The sequence below is a fragment of the Pseudomonas sp. Bc-h genome (assembly GCF_002080045.1).
In the GTDB taxonomy this organism is placed as follows: domain Bacteria; phylum Pseudomonadota; class Gammaproteobacteria; order Pseudomonadales; family Pseudomonadaceae; genus Aquipseudomonas.
Genome location: NZ_MUIN01000006.1, coordinates 373,360 through 393,254, shown reverse-complemented (window position 1 = coordinate 393,254; position 19,895 = coordinate 373,360). Strand labels below are relative to the sequence as shown.

Sequence of the window (19,895 nt, the reverse complement as noted above, 5' to 3'; positions counted from 1 at the left end):
TCACAGCAACCGACAACGGCCGACCATGCGTACCAGTCAATATTTGCTCGCCACACAAAAAGAAACGCCAAACGATGCGGTCGTGATCAGCCATCAGCTGATGCTTCGTGCCGGCATGATTCGCAAGCTTGCCTCGGGCCTCTACACCTGGCTGCCCATGGGCCTGCGTGTTCTGCGCAAGGTCGAAACCGTCGTTCGTGAAGAAATGAACGCCGCGGGTGCGCTGGAAGTATTGATGCCGGGTATTCAGCCAGCGGAACTGTGGCAGGAATCCGGTCGCTGGGAGCAGTACGGCCCTGAGCTGCTGCGCCTCAAAGACCGTCATGATCGTGACTTCTGCGCAGGCCCGACCCACGAAGAAGTCATCACTGATCTGGCGCGCAACGAATTGAGCAGCTATAAACAGCTGCCGCTCAACATGTACCAGATCCAGACAAAATTCCGTGATGAGATCCGTCCGCGCTTCGGCTTGATGCGCGGTCGCGAATTCATCATGAAAGACGCCTACTCCTTCCATGCGACCCAGGATTCCCTGCAAGAAACCTACGACCGCATGCACCAGGCTTACTGCAATGTGTTCACTCGCCTTGGCCTGAACTTCCGCCCTGTGGTGGCAGATAACGGCTCGATCGGTGGCGCGGGCTCCCACGAGTTCCACGTACTGGCCGAGTCGGGCGAAGACGACATCGTGTTTAGCGACACGTCCGATTACGCCGCCAACATTGAAAAGGCCGAAGCGATTCCACGCGAGACGTCCCGTGGCGCTGCTACCGAAGAGCTGCGCCTGGTCGACACGCCGAACGCGAAGACCATCGCCGCGCTGGTCGAGCAGTTTGGTCTGGCGATCGAAAAAACCGTCAAGACGTTGGTGGTCCATGCCGCTGAAGAAGGCAAACTGATCGCGCTGATCATTCGTGGCGACCACGAGCTCAACGAGATCAAGGCATCCAACCACCCGCTGGTTGCGAGCCCCCTGGTCATGGCCAGCGAAGCCGAGCTGCGCGCAGCCATTGGCGCGGGTGCCGGTTCTCTTGGCCCGCTGAACCTGCCGCTGCCTTGCATCATCGACCGTTCGGTCGAGCTGATGAGCGATTTCGGCATCGGCGCCAACATCGACGACAAGCACTACTTCGGCGTGAATTGGGAGCGAGACTTGCCCGTTCCGGAAGTCGCCGACCTGCGCAACGTCGTCGCAGGTGATCCTAGCCCGGACGGTCAGGGCAAGGTGATCATCAAGCGCGGCATTGAAGTCGGTCACATCTTCCAGCTGGGCACCAAATACAGCGACGCGATGAAGTGCCAGGTTCTGGGCGAGAACGGCAAGCCAGTCACCCTGACAATGGGTTGCTACGGTATCGGTGTATCGCGCGTAGTCGCTGCTGCCATCGAGCAGAACAACGACGACAACGGCATCATCTGGAGCGATGCGCTGGCTCCGTTCCAGATCGCGCTGGTACCGCTGCGCTATGAAACCGAGGCTGTCCGCGAAGCGACCGACAAGCTGTACGCCGAACTGACGGCTGCCGGCTTCGAGGTGCTGCTGGATGATCGCGACAAGAAAACCAGCCCGGGCATCAAGTTCGCGGACATGGAGCTGATCGGCATTCCGCATCGCATCGTGGTCAGCGATCGTGGCCTGGCCGAAGGCAACCTGGAGTACAAGAGCCGTACCGAGTCTGAAGCTCAGGCCTTGCCGGTTGCCGATGTGCTGTCTTTCATCAAGGGCCGAATCAAGCGCTGAGTCGATGGCGCATCCGCTTATGGCGGGTGCGCCTGTTGCGACCTGCATTGCCTGAGTCAGACCTTATCTGCACCAAGAGATCTCATGTTCAAGCGAAGTTCCTCAAGCCTCGCAGGTGCCGTGTTGTGCGGCAGCCTGTTCGTCAGTGGTTGCGCCAATCATCTGTCTCAACGCAGCGAACACGAAGAGCGAATCGATCGCAAACTGCTCGATCACAGCTTTCAAATCGACGTCGGCGAACCCAAGACCCTTGAGTTGCCGCAGCGCCGTGTCCGGATCCACGAGCTGAGAACCTTCGACATCACCGAATACGATGTCACTCGGCACTATGATCGCTATACCCCCTATCAACCCTGGCGTGAAATCTACGAAATCCCTCTCGGAGCCGTAGCGATCGTCGCGGGCGTCGGCGCCAACGTTGTTAACGTCCTGACCTTTGGCAGCCTGCCAGACAGCGTGACCAAGGACTGGCTCAATTACGGAATCGCCGGCATCAATCCGTTCATGAACGCGCCATCCCATGGCCGCGCCCAGCAAAACCTGGCCGGTATTGACGAGGTTCAACGCGACCACCGGATTGAGCATACGAGCCTGCCGTGGAGCGAAAGTCCGGTCGAAATCAAGGCTGGCAAAGACACCAATGAGCTGACCACCGACCGCAATGGGATTCTGCGCCTCAATTTGCTGGACAGCCCGTTCGCCGAACAAGACCTCAGCCGCGTCACCCAACTGAGCCTTAAGGTAGAGGACGAGCAGACCAATGTTCAGGCCAACGCCAGCTTGCCGCTGAGCAAGTCCTTGCGGGGCAAGCTGATCGAGGCTCACGACCTGATTTACGACGATCTTGAGGATGACGAAGTGAGCCAGTGGGTCCACCGGGTCAAACGTCTGTCGGAGCTTGGGCTGGAAGAACAAGCCAGTGATCTGGAACAGTCGCTGATCGAAATGACCCGCAACGATCCACAGCTACAGCATGAATTCTTGCGTTCGCTGGCCAAGGATGCTGGTCGCCTGGTGGCTGTTCCTGCCGGCAGTGAATAAACGGTTTCTCAGTTGAACAACTGAAGCTGTTCGTGGGTGGCACGCAGATCATGCAGCCTCACGCCAATCCCCAGCAATCGCACCGGTTTGTCGCCACGTGCGAATGCCTGGGTCAGCAATTGCTCGTAACTGCCCAGGTCCCTCCCCGCCCCTGCCTGCTCCAGCGTGGTCTGCGTAAAGTCATGAAATTTGACCTTCACGAAAGGCTTGCCGGGCCGGTACAGCATATCGATGCGGGCGATGCGGCCATTAAGGGTTTCGAGAAGCGCTGGCAATTTTTCGAGGCAACTCGCCAGATCGGGCAGATCAGTGTCGTAGGTGTTTTCCACACTTACCGACTGCCGGCGGCTGTCGTTCTGCACCGGACGCTCGTCGATACCGTGAGCAAGATTCCATAGCCGCTCGCCAAAGGATCCGAACTCGCGCACCAGCGACAACTTGCTCCAGCCTCGCAGGTCGGCACAGGTGATGATGCCCAGGCGCCCCAGTTTATCGGCCGTCACCTTGCCCACACCGTGCAGCTTGGAGACAGGAAGCTCGGCGACAAAGCCTTCTATCTGATCCGGCGTGATCACGAACAGGCCGTTGGGTTTTCTCCAGTCGCTGGCGATCTTCGCCAGAAACTTGTTGGGAGCGACGCCCGCCGAGACAGTGATGTGCAACTGATTGGAGACGCGCCTGCGGATGTCCTGTGCGATGCGTGTGGCGCTGCCCGCAAAATGGCTGCATTCGGACACATCGAGATAAGCCTCATCCAGTGACAGCGGCTCGATGAGATCGGTGTAGTCACGAAAGATCGTGTGGATCTCTTTCGATGCTTCTTTATAAGCGTCCATCCGGGGTTTGACGATGGTCAGGTCCGGGCAGAGTGATAAGGCATGCCGCGACGACATCGCCGATCGCACGCCATAGGCGCGAGCCTCGTAATTGCAGGTCGCGATAACCCCACGCCGATCAGCCGAGCCACCCACCGCCAACGGCTTGCCGGCCAGACGCGGGTCGTCGCGCATTTCGATGGCGGCGTAGAAGCAGTCACAGTCGATGTGGATGATTTTGCGCTGCGGCATAACGGGCGTCGTAGGAAATCGGTTGTGCAGTATCTCATTCGAGCAACCGTCTGACACTCACCACACCGATGACCTATGACGAATACACTCACGAATCACCCTGTCAGGCCCACGTGGCAAGCCCTGGCGCAGAGTTCACGGTACTTGCGAACTGCTAACCATTTGAAGAAAAAGCACTTTTTTCCAGCAGATGCTTGACAGCCTGCCGTTCCTCTGTAGAATGCCGCCACACAGACGCGGGATGGAGCAGTCTGGTAGCTCGTCGGGCTCATAACCCGAAGGTCGTCGGTTCAAATCCGGCTCCCGCAACCAANGTAGAATGCCGCCACACAGACGCGGGATGGAGCAGTCTGGTAGCTCGTCGGGCTCATAACCCGAAGGTCGTCGGTTCAAATCCGGCTCCCGCAACCAAACATCAAAAAAGGCTACTCGAAAGAGTGGCCTTTTTTGTGCGCGCCTGTTTTGCAGCCCCCCTTTCTTTAATACAACTGCAACATCCCCCGTCGATCATGGCCACCTGCCAAACCGTGTCAGTCGCGATAAAAGCCTTGTCAGACCGCTACTTAGGCGAACCAGTACTACGAATGCGGTTTTTTTGTCGAACCTGAGCATTAAAGGTTGACACCTCGTCGTTCGACTGTAGAATGCCGCCACACAGACGCGGGATGGAGCAGTCTGGTAGCTCGTCGGGCTCATAACCCGAAGGTCGTCGGTTCAAATCCGGCTCCCGCAACCAANCTGTAGAATGCCGCCACACAGACGCGGGATGGAGCAGTCTGGTAGCTCGTCGGGCTCATAACCCGAAGGTCGTCGGTTCAAATCCGGCTCCCGCAACCAACATCAAAAAGGCTACTCGAAAGAGTGGCCTTTTTTTTGCCCTGACGAAAGGCGCCCCGAACAGCGTGGACAAACGCTTGTCACATTTCGTTGTCGGGACGGTTTTATCCAGGGGCGGTTGTTACTGTATGTTGCCGGGCACGACAGTTTTTACACAGCGTGCCGATACGCTGGCCAGTAACTGAACCTAGACTGAATGGTCACGGAAACGTATCTGCCGTATTCGCCCGTTAGACGTTGAAGCGCTAACATCCTGAATTATTTTTTGCGTAGGGATTGGTAACTTGGCTGTATACCCCCATCCTGTCGCGCACGATCCAAGGAGTGATTGATGCGCGCCAACCCATCCGACACAAATGAAGCAGTTCCGGAGCATCCTCCGGTCCCTCCTGCCCGACTGCGCGTACGCGAATTGGTGAGCAAGTATCGTCAATCCATTGGGCTGGCCATCACTATTATTCTGTTCGCTCTGGCGCTGATCGCCTGTCGGCATATGCTCACCGAACTGGACATCTACGCCCTGCAGGACTCCCTGCTCAGCGTTCCGCTACCGTCACTGGGTGGCGCGGTGCTCGCCACCGTCATCGGCTTCACCATTTTGCTCGGTTACGAGTGGTCTGCGAGCCGTTACGCCAACGTCGAGCTGCCCCCAAAAAGCCTGATCATGGGTGGTTTCTGTGCGTTCGCCATTGGTAACGCCGTAGGTCTGTCGATGCTTTCAGGCGGCTCGGTTCGCTACCGACTGTATTCGCGCCTGGGTCTTGGGGCTGGCGAAGTCGCCCACATGACGCTGTTCGCCAGTCTCTCTCTGGGTTGTGCCCTACCCCCGCTCGCCGCACTGGCAACGCTCAGCGATCTACCTGCAGCCTCTCTCGCGCTGCACCTGTCTGTTCCGGTACTCGCCACCATTGCCGTCGCGGTACTGGCTATCAGCTTGATTATTGGCGTTGCGGTCTATCGTCGGCGACTGCCCGAACAGACCATCGCGCATAACCTGCTGGTTCGCGCTGGCCGCCGCACTCTGCGTCTGCCAGGCCTGCGTCTGACTCTGATGCAACTGGTGATCACTGCGCTGGACGTCGCGGCAGCCGCTGCCGTGCTTTACCTGTTGCTGCCGTCCGCCCCGCCTTTCGGTGCATTTCTGCTGGTGTATCTGCTGGCACTGGCGGCCGGTGTACTCAGTCATGTTCCAGGCGGGGTGGGCGTATTCGAAGCCATTTTGCTGACCGCCTTCGCCGACGAACTCGGTGCTGCACCGCTGGCTGCGGCCCTGTTGTTGTACCGTTTGATCTACGTCGTGCTGCCACTGCTCATTGCGTGTCTGGTGCTGCTGGCCAGCGAGGCCAAACGCTTCCTGTTCGCCCGTCAGGCCATGCGTGTGGCATCCGGACTGGGTGCGCCGATTCTGGCGCTGCTGGTGTTCCTCTCGGGCGTGGTACTGCTGTTTTCCGGTGCGACGCCTGAGATCGATACGCGTCTGGAAAGCCTTGGTTTCTTGATCCCCCATCGCTTGATCGACGCCTCACACTTTGGCGCCAGCCTGATTGGCGTGCTGTGCCTGTTGCTGGCTCAAGGCCTGCGCCGGCGACTCTCAGCCGCATGGATGCTGACCACGATTCTGTTGTTCGTAGGCTCCATCCTTTCGATCCTCAAGGGTTTCGACTGGGAAGAGGCCAGCCTTCTACTGCTGACCGCGTGCCTGCTGGCGATCTTCCGTCGTTCGTTCTATCGGCCAAGCCGTCTTCTGGAACTGCCGTTTTCCCCTCTCTATCTGGTCGCCAGCATTTGTGTGTTGGGCGCATCGTTCTGGCTGCTGCTATTCGCCTATCAGGACGTCCCTTACAGCCATCAACTCTGGTGGCAATTCACCCTGGACGCTGACGCCCCCCGCGGCCTGCGCTCGGCATTGGGCAGCGCTGTTTTGCTGGTGATTGTTTCGCTGACCTGGCTGCTACGTACCGCACGCCCGCAGATCGATCTGCCGGACGAAGCCCAACTGGCCAAGGCTGCAGAAATCATCAAGGCATCCAATCAGCCCGATGGCGGCCTGGTGCTGACCGGTGATAAAGCTGTGTTGCTGCACCCGGACGGTAATGCCTTTCTGATGTACGCCCATCGCGGTCGCAGCCTCGTGGCGTTGTACGACCCGATCGGCCCGACCCAGCAGCGCGCCGAACTCATCTGGCAATTCCGCGACCTGTGCGACGTTCACCACGCCCGCCCGGTGTTCTATCAGGTGCGTGCCGAGAACCTGCCGTTCTACATGGACATCGGCCTGACCGCGATCAAGCTGGGGGAAGAGGCCCGCGTCGACTTGCTCAAGTTCGACATCGAGGCCAAGGGCAAGGAAATGAAGGACCTGCGATACACCTGGAACCGGGGTGGCCGCGACGGTCTTTCGCTGGAGATCTACGAAGTCGGTCAGGCGCCGATGGATGAGCTGAAAGTGATTTCCGACGCCTGGCTCACTGGCAAGAATGTGCGCGAAAAAGGCTTCTCGCTGGGCCGTTTCAGTCTGGATTACCTCAAGCATTTCCGCATCGCAATCGTTCACTTCGAAGGCAAACCGGTGGCGTTTTCCAATTTGCTCGAGACTTCGCGCCATGATCTGGCGAGCCTCGATCTGATGCGTTCGCACCCGGAAGCGCCGAAGCTGACCATGGAATTCATGATGGTCGGCCTGATACTGCATTACAAAAAGGAAGGTTACGCACGCTTCAGCCTGGGCATGGTGCCGTTGTCAGGTCTGCAACCACGGCGTGGCGCGCCATTGACCCAGCGCTTGGGTTCGATGGTGTTCAGTCGCGGTGAGCAGCTCTACAACTTCCAGGGCCTGCGCCGCTTCAAAGACAAATTCCAGCCTGACTGGGAACCTCGATATATGGCCGTGCCCGCAGGACTCGATCCGCTGGTGGCACTGGCAGATACCGCCGCCCTGATCGCGGGCGGCCTGACTGGATTGGTGAAACGCTGATGATTCAACGCTACTGGCGCTTTTTGCTCGCAGCCCTGGTAATTCTGGTGGTGGCATTGGGTTTCTGGCTGTGGAACCGCCCCGCTGCACAACCGACACTTGAACGCATGACGCTGGACGATGGTTCGGCGCTGATCCGCGCCACCCCGTCGACCAAGATCAAGACACGCGTGGCCCTGGCCGTGACCACCGAAGACTCGCTGACCGAGAAGCAGGTCCTCGCGCTGAGCTATGACGCCTCTGCACAGGTCATTCAGGTCGTGCTGCCGAAGGACGACTGCCAGCTGCAGGAAAAGGCTTTCACCGCCGCGCTGCAAAAGCTCGATGGCACGCCGGATGTGGTCGCAGGCATCAGTGCGGGCGGCTCGGTCGCCTGGGACTGGCTGGCCAGCCAGAACAACGACAAGGCCGAGGCCATCTCGGTCAACTTCGTGCTCAATCAGCCGGACTGTAAGGTCCCGGCGCCGAAAGCCGCCGCCCATGGCAAATGGACCGTGGCCTGGAACGACGGCCCGGACGACGACACAGCGGTGTTCGTACGCGACACGCCCAACGCCGAAACCAAGATCAGCGACTACGACATCAAATACCCGCAGATTCTGAACAACGAGGTGCGTCATCTGCTGATTGCCGACGATTCCAGCGGTGGCCTTAACATTCCCGTCGTGGAAGTGCCGTCGAGCCAGCCATCGGACACCGTCACGCTGTTCCTCTCTGGCGATGGCGGCTGGCGCGACCTGGACAAGGACGTCGCTGGCGACATGGCGAAATCCGGCGGCTATCCGGTGGTAGGGATCGACACCCTGCGCTACTACTGGGAACACAAATCGCCCGAACAGACCGCAACCGACCTCAGCGAACTAATGGCCCACTATCGTCAGAAATGGGGCGCGAAGCACTTCGTACTGGCCGGATACTCGTTCGGTGCCGACGTGCTGCCTGCCATCTACAACCGCTTGCCTGAAGAAGACAAGGCGCGGGTAGACGGCATCATTCTGCTGGCCTTCGCGCGCAGCGGCAGCTTTGAAATCGCCGTTGAAGGCTGGCTGGGTGCGTCGGGCAAAGAAGCCGCTACAGGCCCGGAAATGGCCAAGCTGCCAGGTGACAAGGTGTTCTGCGTCTATGGCGTGGAAGAGAAGGACGAAAGCGGCTGCACCGAAGCCACGGCCCCTGGCCAGAAGCAACAGCTGCCAGGCGGTCATCACTTTGACGAAGACTACCCCGCTCTGGCCAAACGCCTGATCGCGGTCATCGACAAGTGGAAGGGCAAGGAAGCGCCCGAAGCTGCCAGCGCCGAGTAAATCCGGAGCATAAAAAAATCCCCGCACTCTCACGACTGCGGGGATTTTTTTGGCGTTGGAAATGGGCTGTAGCAGTCTTGCAACGCATCAAGGAATAGCCCGCACGCCTCGGTAACTGTGGGAGCTGCAGGAGGTTACGACGGTGGCGAATGCGATGCATCAGTCGACGTCGCAACGCCTGGGCCTACCCAATCGCGAGCAAACTCCCTCCCACATGACCACATGAAATCTGCGCTGCTTACATCTCCACCTGAGTACCCAACTCGATCACCCGGTTGAACGGCAGCTTGAAGAAACGCAGGTTGCCGTTGGCGTTCTTCAACATGAAGGCGAACAGCCCTTCGCGCCAGCGCGCCATGCCTACCAGCTTGGACGACACCACGGTCTCGCGGCTGAGGAAGTAGGTGGTGCGCATCGGGCTGAAATCCAGCTCAGCCAGGTGACACAGTTTCAACGCTGCGGGCACGTCCGGCTCGTCGATGAAACCGAAGTGCAGGATCACCCGGAAGAACCCTTCGCCATACGCTTCGACCTCGAAACGCTGGGCAGCGGGGACCCGTGGGGTGTCCTCGTAAACGACGGTCAGCAGCACCACCTGCTCATGCAGCACCTGGTTGTGCAGCAGGTTATGCAAGAGTGCATGAGGCACGGCGTCCGGACGCGCGGTCAGAAAAACCGCGGTGCCCTGCACCCGATGCGGCGGCTGCACGCGAATACTGCTGATAAAGATCGGCAGCGGCAGCCCCCCCTCATCGATGCGCTCGACAAGCAGCTGTTTACCGCGCTTCCAGGTCGTCATGAGGATGAACAGCGCGATACCGGCGAGGAACGGGAACGCACCGCCCTGCACTACTTTCGGCACGTTGGCGGCGAAGAACATGCCGTCCACGAACAGGCAGCCCAGCAGGATCGGAACGGCGATGATCGGAGGCCATTTCCACGCCAGCAACATGACCGACGCCACCAGAATGGTGGTGCAGAGCATGGTGCCGGTCACCGCAACGCCGTAAGCGGAAGCCAGAGCGCCGGACGATTCGAAACCCAGCACCAGCAGGATAACGCCCACCATCAGCGCCCAGTTAACGGCACCAATATAGATCTGGCCCTGCGCGTCACTGGAGGTGTGCTGAATGTACATGCGTGGAATGTAGCCTAGCTGGATCGCTTGCAACGTCATCGAGAACGCACCGGAGATCACCGCCTGGGAGGCAATAATGGTCGCCAGCGTCGAGAGGCCGATCAGCGGCAGCAGCCCCCAGCTTGGCGCCAGCAGATAAAACGGGTTGCGCACCGCTTCCGGATCTTCGATGACCAGCGCGCCCTGACCGAAATAATTGAGCACCAGCGCTGGCAATACCAGCCCGAACCAGGCGCGCGAGATCGGCTTGCGACCGAAGTGCCCCATGTCGGCGTACAACGCTTCGGCACCGGTCAACGCCAGCACCACGGCACCCAGCACTGCGACGCCGATTCCCGGATGATCGATAAAGAAACGCACTGCCCAGACCGGGTTCACCGCGTGCAGAACTTCCGGCTGGCGGACGATACCGTGGATGCCCAGAACGCCCAGGGTCACGAACCACAGCACCATGATCGGGCCGAACATCACGCCGATGCGTGCGGTGCCGTGACGTTGAATCAGGAACAGCGCCACCAGCACGATCAGGGCGATCGGCACCACCCAGTGATCAAGGCCATCGAACGCCAGCTCCATCCCCTCAACCGCCGAGAGTACCGAGATGGCCGGGGTGATCATGCTGTCGCCGTAAAACAGTGCTGCGCCGAACAGGCCGAAGACGATCATCGTCGCCTGGAGCTTCGGAAACTTCGCCGAAGCACGCCGCGCCAGCGCAGTCAGGGCCATGATGCCCCCCTCGCCGTCGTTGTCGGCACGCAGGACCAGGGCCATGTACTTGAACGACACCACCCAGACCAGCGACCAGAAAATCAGCGACAGGATGCCCAGCACCGCATCGTGGCCGGCCTGTACGCCATAGCCTCCGACGAACACTTCCTTGATTGTGTACAGCGGGCTGGTGCCGATATCGCCGTACGCCACCCCCACCGCCCCCACCAGCAGACTCAATGGTTTCGCCGGATGATGACCGGCTTCGGCCTGACTAGTTGCGTGACCCATTTACCACTCCTGAAACCATGACTCGAGCACAACGGTACGGTGCTGTCAGGTGGACCTGCACCGCACCGGTAAATTCCGATGCACCCGGTCGACAAGGGCCGCCGGGCTCACGGCGCGAAGCATAGCGCAGCACTCGTCGTAATTCTCGGTATAACACTGGTCAATCGTTCGACTGATCGCTAGAATTGCGCACTTTTTGATCAGAGGCGCACCAAGCGCCCAGTCAATGCCTTGGCCAGTCGCCCAGGCATACCTACGCCGAGGTTAGTCAATGTCCACCGTCACCACGTCTGCCGCCCCAAAGGTCGGCTTTGTCAGCCTCGGTTGCCCGAAGGCTCTGGTCGATTCCGAACGCATCCTTACCCAGCTGCGCATGGAAGGCTATGAGGTCGTGCCGACCTACGAAGACGCTGACGTCGTGGTGGTCAACACCTGCGGTTTCATCGACAGCGCCAAGGCCGAGTCCCTGGACACAATCGGTGAGGCCATCGCCGAAAACGGCAAAGTGATCGTCACCGGCTGCATGGGCGTGGACGAAAGCGTTATCCGCAACGTACACCCAAGCGTGCTGGCCGTGACCGGTCCGCAGCAGTACGAGCAAGTGGTCAACGCCGTCCACGACGCTGCGCCACCAAAACTCGATCACAACCCGCTGATCGATCTGGTGCCGCCACAAGGCATCAAGCTGACCCCGCGTCACTACGCTTATCTGAAGATTTCCGAAGGCTGCAACCACAGCTGCAGTTTCTGCATCATCCCGTCGATGCGTGGCAAGCTGGTCAGCCGCCCGGTGGGTGACGTGCTCGACGAAGCCCAGCGCCTCGTCAAAGCCGGCGTCAAAGAGCTGCTGGTGATCTCCCAGGACACCAGCGCCTACGGTGTCGACATCAAATACCGCACCGGTTTCTGGAACGGTCAGCCGGTCAAGACCCGCATGACCGAACTCTGCGTGGCCTTGAGCTCGCTGGGCGTCTGGGTGCGCATGCACTACGTCTACCCGTACCCGCACGTCGACGAAATCATCCCGCTGATGGCCGAGGGCAAGATCCTGCCGTACCTGGACATCCCGTTCCAGCACGCAAGCCCCAAGATCCTCAAGCTGATGAAGCGTCCGGCCTTCGAAGACAAGACCCTGGCGCGCATCAAGAAGTGGCGCGAGCAGTGCCCGGACCTGATCATCCGTTCGACCTTCATCGTCGGCTTCCCGGGCGAAACCGAAGAAGACTTCCAGTACCTGCTGGACTGGCTGACCGAGGCACAGTTGGACCGCGTCGGTTGCTTCCAGTACTCGCCAGTCGAAGGCGCGCCGGCCAACCTGCTGGACGCTCCGATCGTGCCTGACGACATCAAGCAGGATCGCTGGGACCGCTTCATGGCGCACCAGCAGGCCATCAGCGCCGCACGCCTGCAGATGAAGATCGGCAAGGAAATCGAAGTGCTGATCGACGAAGTGGACGAGCAAGGTTTCGTTGGCCGCTCGTTCTTCGATGCTCCGGAAATCGACGGCAATGTCTTCGTCGAGAGCGATCGCGATCTGAAGCCGGGCGACAAGGTCATGTGCCGCGTTGTCGACGCCGACGAATACGACCTGTGGGCAGAGCCCGTCTAAGGGCCAATCCGGTCAAGCTCCATGACAACCCCGCCCTTCAAACGGCGGGGTTTGTTTTTTCTGGCTATCGTCTCCACATCAGGACAACCCGTAAAAGGAGAAGAGGCAACATGGCCCATCATTCGGTCATTTACCTGCCCAAAAAGCATGATTACGCCGAACTGACCCGTGTGTGGGAGGCCTCGGTTCGCGCGACTCATGACTTCCTGCCGGAAAACTACATCACGCTGCTCAGGAACCTTCTGGAAACGCAGTACCTGGATGCCGTGAATCTGTTCTGCACCCGCGACTCGCACTTGAACATCACAGGCTTCGGCGGCACCACGCCGGGCAAGCTGGAAATGCTGTTCATTGCCCCGGATTACCGAGGCATGGGGCTGGGCAAGAAACTGCTGAACTACGCGATAGAGAACTACCGGGTGACCGAACTGGATGTAAACGAACAGAACCCGCAAGCCTTGGGGTTCTACGAAAAACAGGGGTTCGAAACAGTGGGCAGGTCCGAGGTGGACGGGCTTGGCAGGCCGTATCCGATGTTACGGATGCGGTTAAAGGCTCAAAGATGAACCTGTAGCAATCCGGCTTGCCGGCGGTGCCGCCCTTTGAACCACCACCGCTGGCAAGCCGGACTGCGGAACTGGGCAACGCGGTCGCCAAACGTATTGCGCAGGCAACGCTGGTCGAGTTCGCAGCGCCTTGGTGTTCTGCGCCAGCTGTTCAAAGGAATATTGATAATCCGCAGGCATATAGGTAGCGATTTGGTCCTGAAAACGCTCCAGATGAAGTGGGATTCAAGAGCAGACCAACGCCGCTCCCGGAAAAATCCTCCGAATGGAGTCTGATTCGAGAAGCATTTTCAATGTTGCGGCGATTAACGGTGCTTGCACGGGTACAATAGGCGCCTTTCCCTTCTGTTACGGCTTTTCTCATGACTGACCCCATTCGCCTCTCCAAACGCCTTATCGAGCTGGTCGGCTGCTCGCGCCGCGAAGCCGAACTGTTCATCGAAGGCGGCTGGGTAACGGTGGACGGCGTTGTCGTCGACGAGCCGCAATTCAAGGTCGAAAACCAGACCGTCGCTTTGAGCCCGGATGCCAAGGCTGTGACCCCGGAAGCGGTCACCGTTCTGTTCAACGTGCCAGCTGGCATGAGCCCTGAACAGGCCCTGCCGTTGATCACGCCTGAGTCGTTGTCGGCGGAACACAGCTTCAGCAAACGTCCACTCAAGGGCCACTTCCTGCGTCTGGAGGCAATTTCTACGCTGCAGGCCAACGCCAGCGGGTTGATGGTGTTCAGCCAGGACTGGAAAATCCTGCGCAAGCTGACCGACGACCGCAGCAAGATCGAGCAGGAATACGTGGTCGAAATCGATGGCGAAATGGTCGCGCACGGCCTCAATCGCCTGAACCATGGCCTGATGTACAAAGGCAAGGAACTGCCCAAGGTCAAAGCGAGCTGGCAGAACGAAACCCGCCTGCGCTTTGCGATGAAAAATCCGCAGCCAGGGGTCATTGCGCAGCTGTGCGAAGCGGTCGGCCTGAAGGTCGTATCGATCCGCCGAATCCGGGTCGGTGGGGTTTCCATCGGCAAGGTGCCGGAAGGCCAATGGCGCTACATGACCGACAAAGAAAAGTTCTGACCCCCTTTACCTCAGCGCCGCGCCCCATGTTGCGCGCGCTTACACCCGATTGATCAGGAAACACGCATCATGATGAACAACGACGTACTGCGTAGCGTCCGCTACATGCTCGATATCAGCGACACCAAGGTGGTGGATATCATCAAGCTGGGCGGCTTCGATGTGACCAAGGCGCAGGTCATGGCCTTCATGAAGAAGGACGAAGAAGAAGGTTTCGAACCGTGCAGCGACGAGGTCATGGCGCACTTCCTAGACGGTCTGGTGTTCTTCAAGCGCGGCAAGGACGAAAGCCGTCCCCAGCTGGCGATCGAATTGCCTATCACCAACAACATCGTGCTGAAAAAGTTGCGCGTCGCCTTCGAACTCAAGGAAGACGACATGCACGAGATCCTGAAGGCCGCCGAGTTCCCGGTCTCAAAGCCTGAACTGAGCGCTCTGTTCCGCAAGGCTGGTCACAACAACTATCGTCCGTGCGGCGACCAGTTGCTGCGCAACTTCTTGCGTGGCCTGACCTTGCGCGTTCGCGGCTGAATGCTGTCGGTCATTCGATGAATCAAGGCTACAGCGTCTCCCCAATCGGCTTCGTGCGCTCCTGCTTCAAGGAGAAGTTCGCCATACCGCGCCAGCCGCAATTGGCGCCTGCTGCCCGAGGCGTGCTGGAGCTGGTGGCGCCGTTCGATCAGGGCGATGCCGTGCAGGGGCTGGAGCAGGTCAGTCATGTCTGGCTGCTGTTTCTGTTTCATCAGGCGCTGGAAGACAAGCCGCGTCTGAAGGTGCGCCCTCCTCGCCTGGGCGGCAATCAGTCGATGGGGGTCTTCGCTACCCGCGCCACGCATCGCCCGAACGGCATAGGCCAGTCAGTGGTCAAGCTTGAAAAGGTCGAAGCCGGAAGGCTCTGGCTATCTGGCATCGACTTGCTGGATGGTACGCCTGTGCTGGACGTCAAACCCTACGTACCTTATGCCGACGTGATTGCCGATGCCAGCAACAGCATGGCTGCCGCTGCCCCTGAGCTGATTCCCGTGCAATGGGAAGATACCGCCCTGTTGCAGGCGCGCGAGCATGCATTGCGCCTCGGTGAGCCACTGATTGAGCTGATCGAACAGTGCCTGGCCCAGGATCCGCGCCCGGCGTATCAGGTGCCAGCGCCAGAGCGTCGTTACGGTGTGCAGTTCTGGGATCTGGATGTGCGCTGGCACTACCCGCAAGCAGGGCTGATTCGGGTGCTTGAGGTCGTTCCGACTGCCGTTTGATCATCGCTGAGCATGGGGCAAACCGCTGCCCACAAAAAAACCGCCTGGTCCGTGACCTCCAGGCGGTTTTTTTCAGACCCCAAGTGACTGGTGCCTGTACTGACTTGGTCGCGGACAAGTCCGGTGTCACAACATCTGTGACAACGGCTCATCCACGACTGGGTCTGATTCGGTCTGTCTCAAAAACAGGGCAATACAGTTACTTCTCGACGAATGCTCGCTCGATCAGGTAGTCGCCTGGCTCACGCATACGCGGCGAAACTGTCAGACCGAAGCTGTTCAGCACTTCACTGGTCTCGTCGAGCATGCTTGGACTGCCACACAGCATCGCGCGGTCGTCCTGCGGATTGATCGGTGGCAGGCCGATATCGCTGAACAGTTTGCCACTGCGCATGAGGTCGGTGAGGCGGCCTTCGTTTTCGAACGGCTCGCGGGTAACGGTCGGGTAGTAGATCAGCTTGTCGCGCAACGATTCGCCGAAGAATTCGTTCTGCGGCAAATGCTCGGTGATGAACTCGCGGTAGGCGACTTCGTTCACGTAACGCACGCCATGGCACAGGATGACCTTCTCGAAACGCTCATAGGTTTCAGGGTCCTGAATCACGCTCATGAACGGCGCGAGGCCAGTACCGGTGCTGAGCAGATACAAATGCTTGCCTGGCTTCAAGTCATCCAGCACCAGCGTGCCCGTAGGCTTCTTGCTGATGATGATCTCGTCGCCTTCCTTCAAATGTTGCAGCTGGGAAGTCAGCGGGCCGTCCGGCACCTTGATGCTGAAGAACTCCAGATGCTCTTCCCAGTTGGGGCTGGCGATGGAGTAGGCACGCATGAGCGGGCGCCCGTTTGGCTGCTGCAGACCGATCATGACGAACTGACCGTTCTCGAAGCGCAGACCTGGATCACGGGTGCACTTGAAACTGAAGAGGGTGTCGTTCCAGTGATGAACGCTGAGGACACGCTCGTGATTCATGTTGCTCATGGTACGTGGGAACTCCTGAAATTTGCGCGCGCCAGTGAAAGCGCCATTGCGCGATATTCTAGTGGCAGACACAATATCTGTTAACTGAATTATCAAGATATGGGTTATCGGTTATATAGATATGCGATTTACTCTCCGTCAGCTGCAAGTCTTCGTCGCCGTAGCCCAGCAGGAAAGCGTTTCCCGCGCTGCCGTGCAGCTGTCTTTATCGCAATCGGCCGCCAGTACATCCATCACCGAACTTGAGCGGCAGTCCAGTTGCCAGCTGTTCGATCGCGCGGGCAAGCGGCTTAGCCTGAACGCCACCGGCCGACAGTTGCTACCCCAGGCCGTAGCGTTGCTCGACCAGGCCAAGGAAATCGAAGACCTACTCAACGGTAAGTCCGGTTTTGGTTCGCTGGCGGTCGGCGCCACGTTGACCATCGGCAATTATCTGGCGACGTTGCTGATCGGCAGCTTCATGCAGCGCCATCCCGAGAGCCAGGTAAAGCTGCATGTGCAGAACACCGCGAATATAGTGCAGCAAGTCGCGCATTACGAAATCGACCTGGGCCTGATCGAAGGCGACTGCAGCCATCCCGATATCGAGGTTCAAACCTGGGTCGAGGACGAACTGGTGGTGTTCTGTGCGCCGCAGCATCCACTGGCCAAACGTGGTCATGCAACGCTGGCGGAGCTGACTCAAGAGGCGTGGATTTTGCGCGAACAGGGCTCAGGCACACGCTTGACCTTCGATCAGTCGATGCGTCATCACCTCAATAGCCTGAATATACGTCTGGAGCTTGAACACACCGAGGCGATCAAGCGTGCCGTGGAATCGGGACTGGGAATTGGCTGTATCTCCCGGCTGGCGCTGCGCGATGCCTTTCGCCGGGGTAGCCTGGTGGCAGTGGAAACGCCTGAACTGGATCTGGTGCGCCAGTTCTACTTCATCTGGCACAAGCAGAAATACCAGACCTCGGCCATCCGCGAATTTCTGGACCTTTGCCGCTCGTTCACTGCTGGGGTTCGTCGCAGCGACGAGATCGTGTTGCCCAGCATTGCGTGACACGACTCCCGGCTCACAAACGCCAGATCAGCCCAGCAGAATCAGCGCCCAGACCACTGCAATCATACTCAGCGCAACGAACTGCGCCGCACTGCCCATGTCTTTGGCGTTTTTCGACAGTGGGTGGCGGTCCAGGGAGATCCGGTCAATGGCGGCTTCGATGGCCGAGTTCAGCAATTCGACAATAAGCGCCAGGAGGCAGACAGCGATAAGAATCGCTCGCTCGCCACGGCTGACATGAAACAGGAACGACACCGGAATCAGAATGACGTTGAGCAATACCAACTGACGGAAAGCCGCTTCGCCCTTGAATGCGGCGATCAGGCCGTCTAGAGAATAGCCGGAAGCATTGAGGATACGTTTAAGGCCGGTTTGGCCTTTGAAAGGCGACGTCATAGAAAAAACTACTGATAAATGAAGACGGTAGAGGCTAGTTCAGCGGGGGTCAAAAAAGTGTGAAGAACGACCGCTGAACGTCCGGGGAAAGCGCCGAAACAAGCGCATTAGTTAGGCGAAATCGATTCCAGTTGTTGCAGCAACAAAGCCGCCTGCGTACGGGTGCGCACATTCAGCTTGCGGAAAATCGCCGTCACGTGGGCTTTGATAGTGGCTTCCGAGACGCTAAGCTCGTAGGCGATCTGCTTGTTGAGCAGGCCTTCACAGACCATCGTCAGCACCCTGAACTGTTGGGGTGTCAGGCTGGCGAGGCCTTCGCTGGCAGCCCTGGCTTCGGCAGAGACGCTGACGTTCTCATTGACCTGCGGCGGCCACCACACCTCCCCGTCGAGCACTTTGCGCACCGCCTGCTGGATGACTTCCAGCGAGCTGGACTTGGGAATGAAACCGCTGGCGCCGAATTCCTTCGACTTGACCACCACTGCTGCCTCTTCCTGCGCCGAGACCATCACAACCGGCACCTGCGGATATTGGCCGCGCAACAGCACCAGCCCCGAAAACCCATAAGCGCCGGGCATGTTGAGGTCCAACAGCACCAGGTCCCAATCGGATTTCTCGGTCAGGCGCGCTTCCAGATCGGCGATGCTTTCCGCTTCGACCAAGCGGGCATCGGGACCAAGGCCCAAGGTCAAGGCTTGATGCAAGGCACTGCGGAACAGGGGGTGGTCATCGGCGATCAGGATTTCGTAGGTCATTTCATGATCCTGTTTATAAGTGAGCGCCGACGGATTCGACCCTCACGATGGCATCTAAAAATGCCAACCTTTATAAGCTGCGCCAACGGGGCGCAATCAACGCCAAGAGCAGACAGATAACGGCGTTCAAGCATTCATGCGGCGCCAAGGATGCCCAGCGAAGCCGGGGTGGTCAAGCGTGGCGCTTTACGGCACAGTCTGCGCCCCTGAATCCAGCGAGTGCCATCATGCAAAAACACGCCCTGCGAGCGGACCTGCTCATGCTTCTGACAGCCATGATCTGGGGGTCAGGCTTCGTTGCGCAGACAGCCGGCATGGATCACATCGGGCCTTATCTGTACTCGGGATTGCGTTTTGCCTTGGGCTCCATCTGCCTGTTGCCACTGGTGTTGCGCCGGCCTGCGAAGGGTCCTGCGCCAGAACCGCTACTGACCCGCGGGCTGCTGCAAGGCGGCGTGATCATGGGCCTCGCGCTGGCATTGGGTATCAATCTGCAGCAGGTAGGCCTTCTGTTTACCAGCGTCACCAACTCGGGCTTCATCACCGGGCTTTATGTGATTGTAGTTCCGCTTCTGGGCCTGCTCCTCGGCCACAAAACCGGGTTGGGGACGTGGCTGGGCTGCATTCTGGCGGTCATCGGCATGTTTTTGCTGAGCGTCGGCGACAACTTTCATGTGGCGTCTGGCGACTGGCTGCAGTTGATCGGCGCGTTTGTCTGGGGCGGGCATGTAATTCTGGTGGGGCTGTTCGCCAGCCGTCACGACCCGATCCGCCTGGCATTCTTGCAGTTCGTGACGTGTTCGGTGGTGAGCCTGATTCTGGCGTTGGTATTTGAACCGATTGCGATGGACGCCATCATCGGCGCCGGCCCGGCCCTGCTTTATGGCGGCCTGGTGGCAGTTGGTATCGGTTACACCTTGCAGGTGGTCGCACAGAAACACGCCATCGCCTCCCATGCTGCGATCATCCTGTCGCTAGAAGCGGTGTTCGCGGCGATTGCCGGAGCCTGGCTGTTGGGTGAGGCTTTGCAGCCCCGCGGCTACGTGGGCTGCGCGCTGATGCTGGCAGGAATGCTGCTGGCGCAGCTGTGGCCGCGCAGGGCAGAAACAGCACATTGA

Annotated in this window: 16 protein-coding genes and 4 tRNA genes; 15 read left to right on the top strand and 5 right to left on the bottom strand. The window is 59.1% G+C overall.

Annotated elements, in window-relative coordinates; genetic code table 11:
* The first annotated feature begins 25 nt into the window (after nucleotides 1–25).
* Both BWR59_RS12325 and BWR59_RS12320 read left to right on the top strand, forming a co-directional pair.
* On the top strand, nucleotides 26–1,741 hold the full coding sequence (locus BWR59_RS12325; protein ID WP_081565903.1) for a proline--tRNA ligase: 1,716 nt from the start codon (nucleotides 26–28) through the stop codon (nucleotides 1,739–1,741).
* Nucleotides 1,742–1,825: 84 nt separating this feature from the next.
* Nucleotides 1,826–2,782, top strand: a complete 957-nt coding sequence (locus BWR59_RS12320; RefSeq protein WP_081565902.1) for a hypothetical protein — start codon at nucleotides 1,826–1,828, stop codon at nucleotides 2,780–2,782.
* Between the two features lie 8 nt (nucleotides 2,783–2,790).
* Here the strand turns inward: BWR59_RS12320 and dinB are convergent, their stop codons facing one another.
* Nucleotides 2,791–3,849, bottom strand: coding sequence for a DNA polymerase IV (gene dinB, locus BWR59_RS12315; RefSeq protein WP_081565901.1), 1,059 nt, complete (start codon nucleotides 3,847–3,849; stop codon nucleotides 2,791–2,793).
* Nucleotides 3,850–4,084: 235 nt separating this feature from the next.
* Here dinB and BWR59_RS12310 point away from each other — a divergent pair.
* The 6 genes from BWR59_RS12310 (at nucleotide 4,085) to BWR59_RS12285 (ending at nucleotide 8,961) form a co-directional block, all read left to right on the top strand.
* Nucleotides 4,085–4,161 (top strand) — tRNA-Met (locus tag BWR59_RS12310).
* Nucleotides 4,162–4,183: 22 nt separating this feature from the next.
* Nucleotides 4,184–4,260: transfer RNA gene (locus BWR59_RS12305), tRNA-Met, on the top strand.
* A gap of 248 nt (nucleotides 4,261–4,508) precedes the next feature.
* A tRNA-Met gene (locus BWR59_RS12300) sits at nucleotides 4,509–4,585 on the top strand.
* Between the two features lie 24 nt (nucleotides 4,586–4,609).
* Nucleotides 4,610–4,686, top strand: a tRNA-Met gene (locus BWR59_RS12295).
* Nucleotides 4,687–5,017: 331 nt separating this feature from the next.
* Nucleotides 5,018–7,660: a bifunctional lysylphosphatidylglycerol flippase/synthetase MprF gene (gene mprF, locus BWR59_RS12290; protein WP_081565900.1), complete on the top strand. Its 2,643-nt coding sequence runs from the start codon at nucleotides 5,018–5,020 to the stop codon at nucleotides 7,658–7,660.
* On the top strand, nucleotides 7,660–8,961 hold the full coding sequence (locus tag BWR59_RS12285; RefSeq protein WP_081565899.1) for an AcvB/VirJ family lysyl-phosphatidylglycerol hydrolase: 1,302 nt from the start codon (nucleotides 7,660–7,662) through the stop codon (nucleotides 8,959–8,961). The genes mprF and BWR59_RS12285 overlap by 1 nt, the downstream gene beginning before the upstream one ends.
* Nucleotides 8,962–9,199: 238 nt before the next feature.
* Here BWR59_RS12285 and BWR59_RS12280 read toward each other — a convergent pair whose 3' ends face one another.
* Entirely contained in the window at nucleotides 9,200–11,098 is a 1,899-nt protein-coding gene (locus BWR59_RS12280) for a potassium transporter Kup (protein ID WP_081565898.1), read from the bottom strand.
* Nucleotides 11,099–11,369: 271 nt separating this feature from the next.
* Between BWR59_RS12280 and rimO the strand changes: the two genes are divergently transcribed.
* From rimO to tsaA, 5 genes are all read left to right on the top strand, one after another.
* Entirely contained in the window at nucleotides 11,370–12,707 is a 1,338-nt protein-coding gene (gene rimO / locus BWR59_RS12270) for a 30S ribosomal protein S12 methylthiotransferase RimO (protein ID WP_081565897.1), read from the top strand.
* A gap of 110 nt (nucleotides 12,708–12,817) precedes the next feature.
* Complete coding sequence (locus BWR59_RS12265; RefSeq protein ID WP_081565896.1) at nucleotides 12,818–13,273, top strand: GNAT family N-acetyltransferase; 456 nt, start codon at nucleotides 12,818–12,820, stop codon at nucleotides 13,271–13,273.
* Nucleotides 13,274–13,635: 362 nt separating this feature from the next.
* Nucleotides 13,636–14,346 carry an rRNA pseudouridine synthase gene (locus tag BWR59_RS12260; protein ID WP_081565895.1) on the top strand — a complete coding sequence of 237 codons (711 nt, stop codon included), beginning with the start codon at nucleotides 13,636–13,638 and terminating at the stop codon, nucleotides 14,344–14,346.
* 69 nt (nucleotides 14,347–14,415) lie between these two features.
* Nucleotides 14,416–14,877 (top strand): DUF1456 family protein, encoded by a 462-nt coding sequence (locus BWR59_RS12255; RefSeq protein ID WP_081565894.1) that lies wholly within the window; start codon nucleotides 14,416–14,418, stop codon nucleotides 14,875–14,877.
* Nucleotides 14,878–14,894: 17 nt separating this feature from the next.
* Entirely contained in the window at nucleotides 14,895–15,599 is a 705-nt protein-coding gene (gene tsaA / locus BWR59_RS12250; RefSeq protein ID WP_081565893.1) for a tRNA (N6-threonylcarbamoyladenosine(37)-N6)-methyltransferase TrmO, read from the top strand.
* A 199-nt stretch (nucleotides 15,600–15,798) separates the two neighbouring features.
* On the opposite strand, the gene fpr is transcribed toward tsaA, so the two are convergent.
* Nucleotides 15,799–16,578 (bottom strand): ferredoxin-NADP reductase, encoded by a 780-nt coding sequence (gene fpr, locus BWR59_RS12245; protein WP_005616041.1) that lies wholly within the window; start codon nucleotides 16,576–16,578, stop codon nucleotides 15,799–15,801.
* Between the two features lie 121 nt (nucleotides 16,579–16,699).
* Between fpr and BWR59_RS12240 the strand changes: the two genes are divergently transcribed.
* Nucleotides 16,700–17,626 (top strand): LysR family transcriptional regulator, encoded by a 927-nt coding sequence (locus tag BWR59_RS12240; protein ID WP_081565892.1) that lies wholly within the window; start codon nucleotides 16,700–16,702, stop codon nucleotides 17,624–17,626.
* A gap of 27 nt (nucleotides 17,627–17,653) precedes the next feature.
* Here the strand turns inward: BWR59_RS12240 and BWR59_RS12235 are convergent, their stop codons facing one another.
* Nucleotides 17,654–18,022, bottom strand: a complete 369-nt coding sequence (locus BWR59_RS12235; RefSeq protein WP_074752694.1) for a diacylglycerol kinase — start codon at nucleotides 18,020–18,022, stop codon at nucleotides 17,654–17,656.
* 107 nt (nucleotides 18,023–18,129) lie between these two features.
* Nucleotides 18,130–18,777, bottom strand: a complete 648-nt coding sequence (gene erdR / locus BWR59_RS12230; protein WP_081565891.1) for a response regulator transcription factor ErdR — start codon at nucleotides 18,775–18,777, stop codon at nucleotides 18,130–18,132.
* A gap of 227 nt (nucleotides 18,778–19,004) precedes the next feature.
* Here erdR and BWR59_RS12225 point away from each other — a divergent pair, with 227 nt between their 5' ends.
* A complete protein-coding gene (locus tag BWR59_RS12225; RefSeq protein ID WP_081565890.1) occupies nucleotides 19,005–19,895 on the top strand; it encodes a DMT family transporter in 891 nt (296 codons plus the stop codon).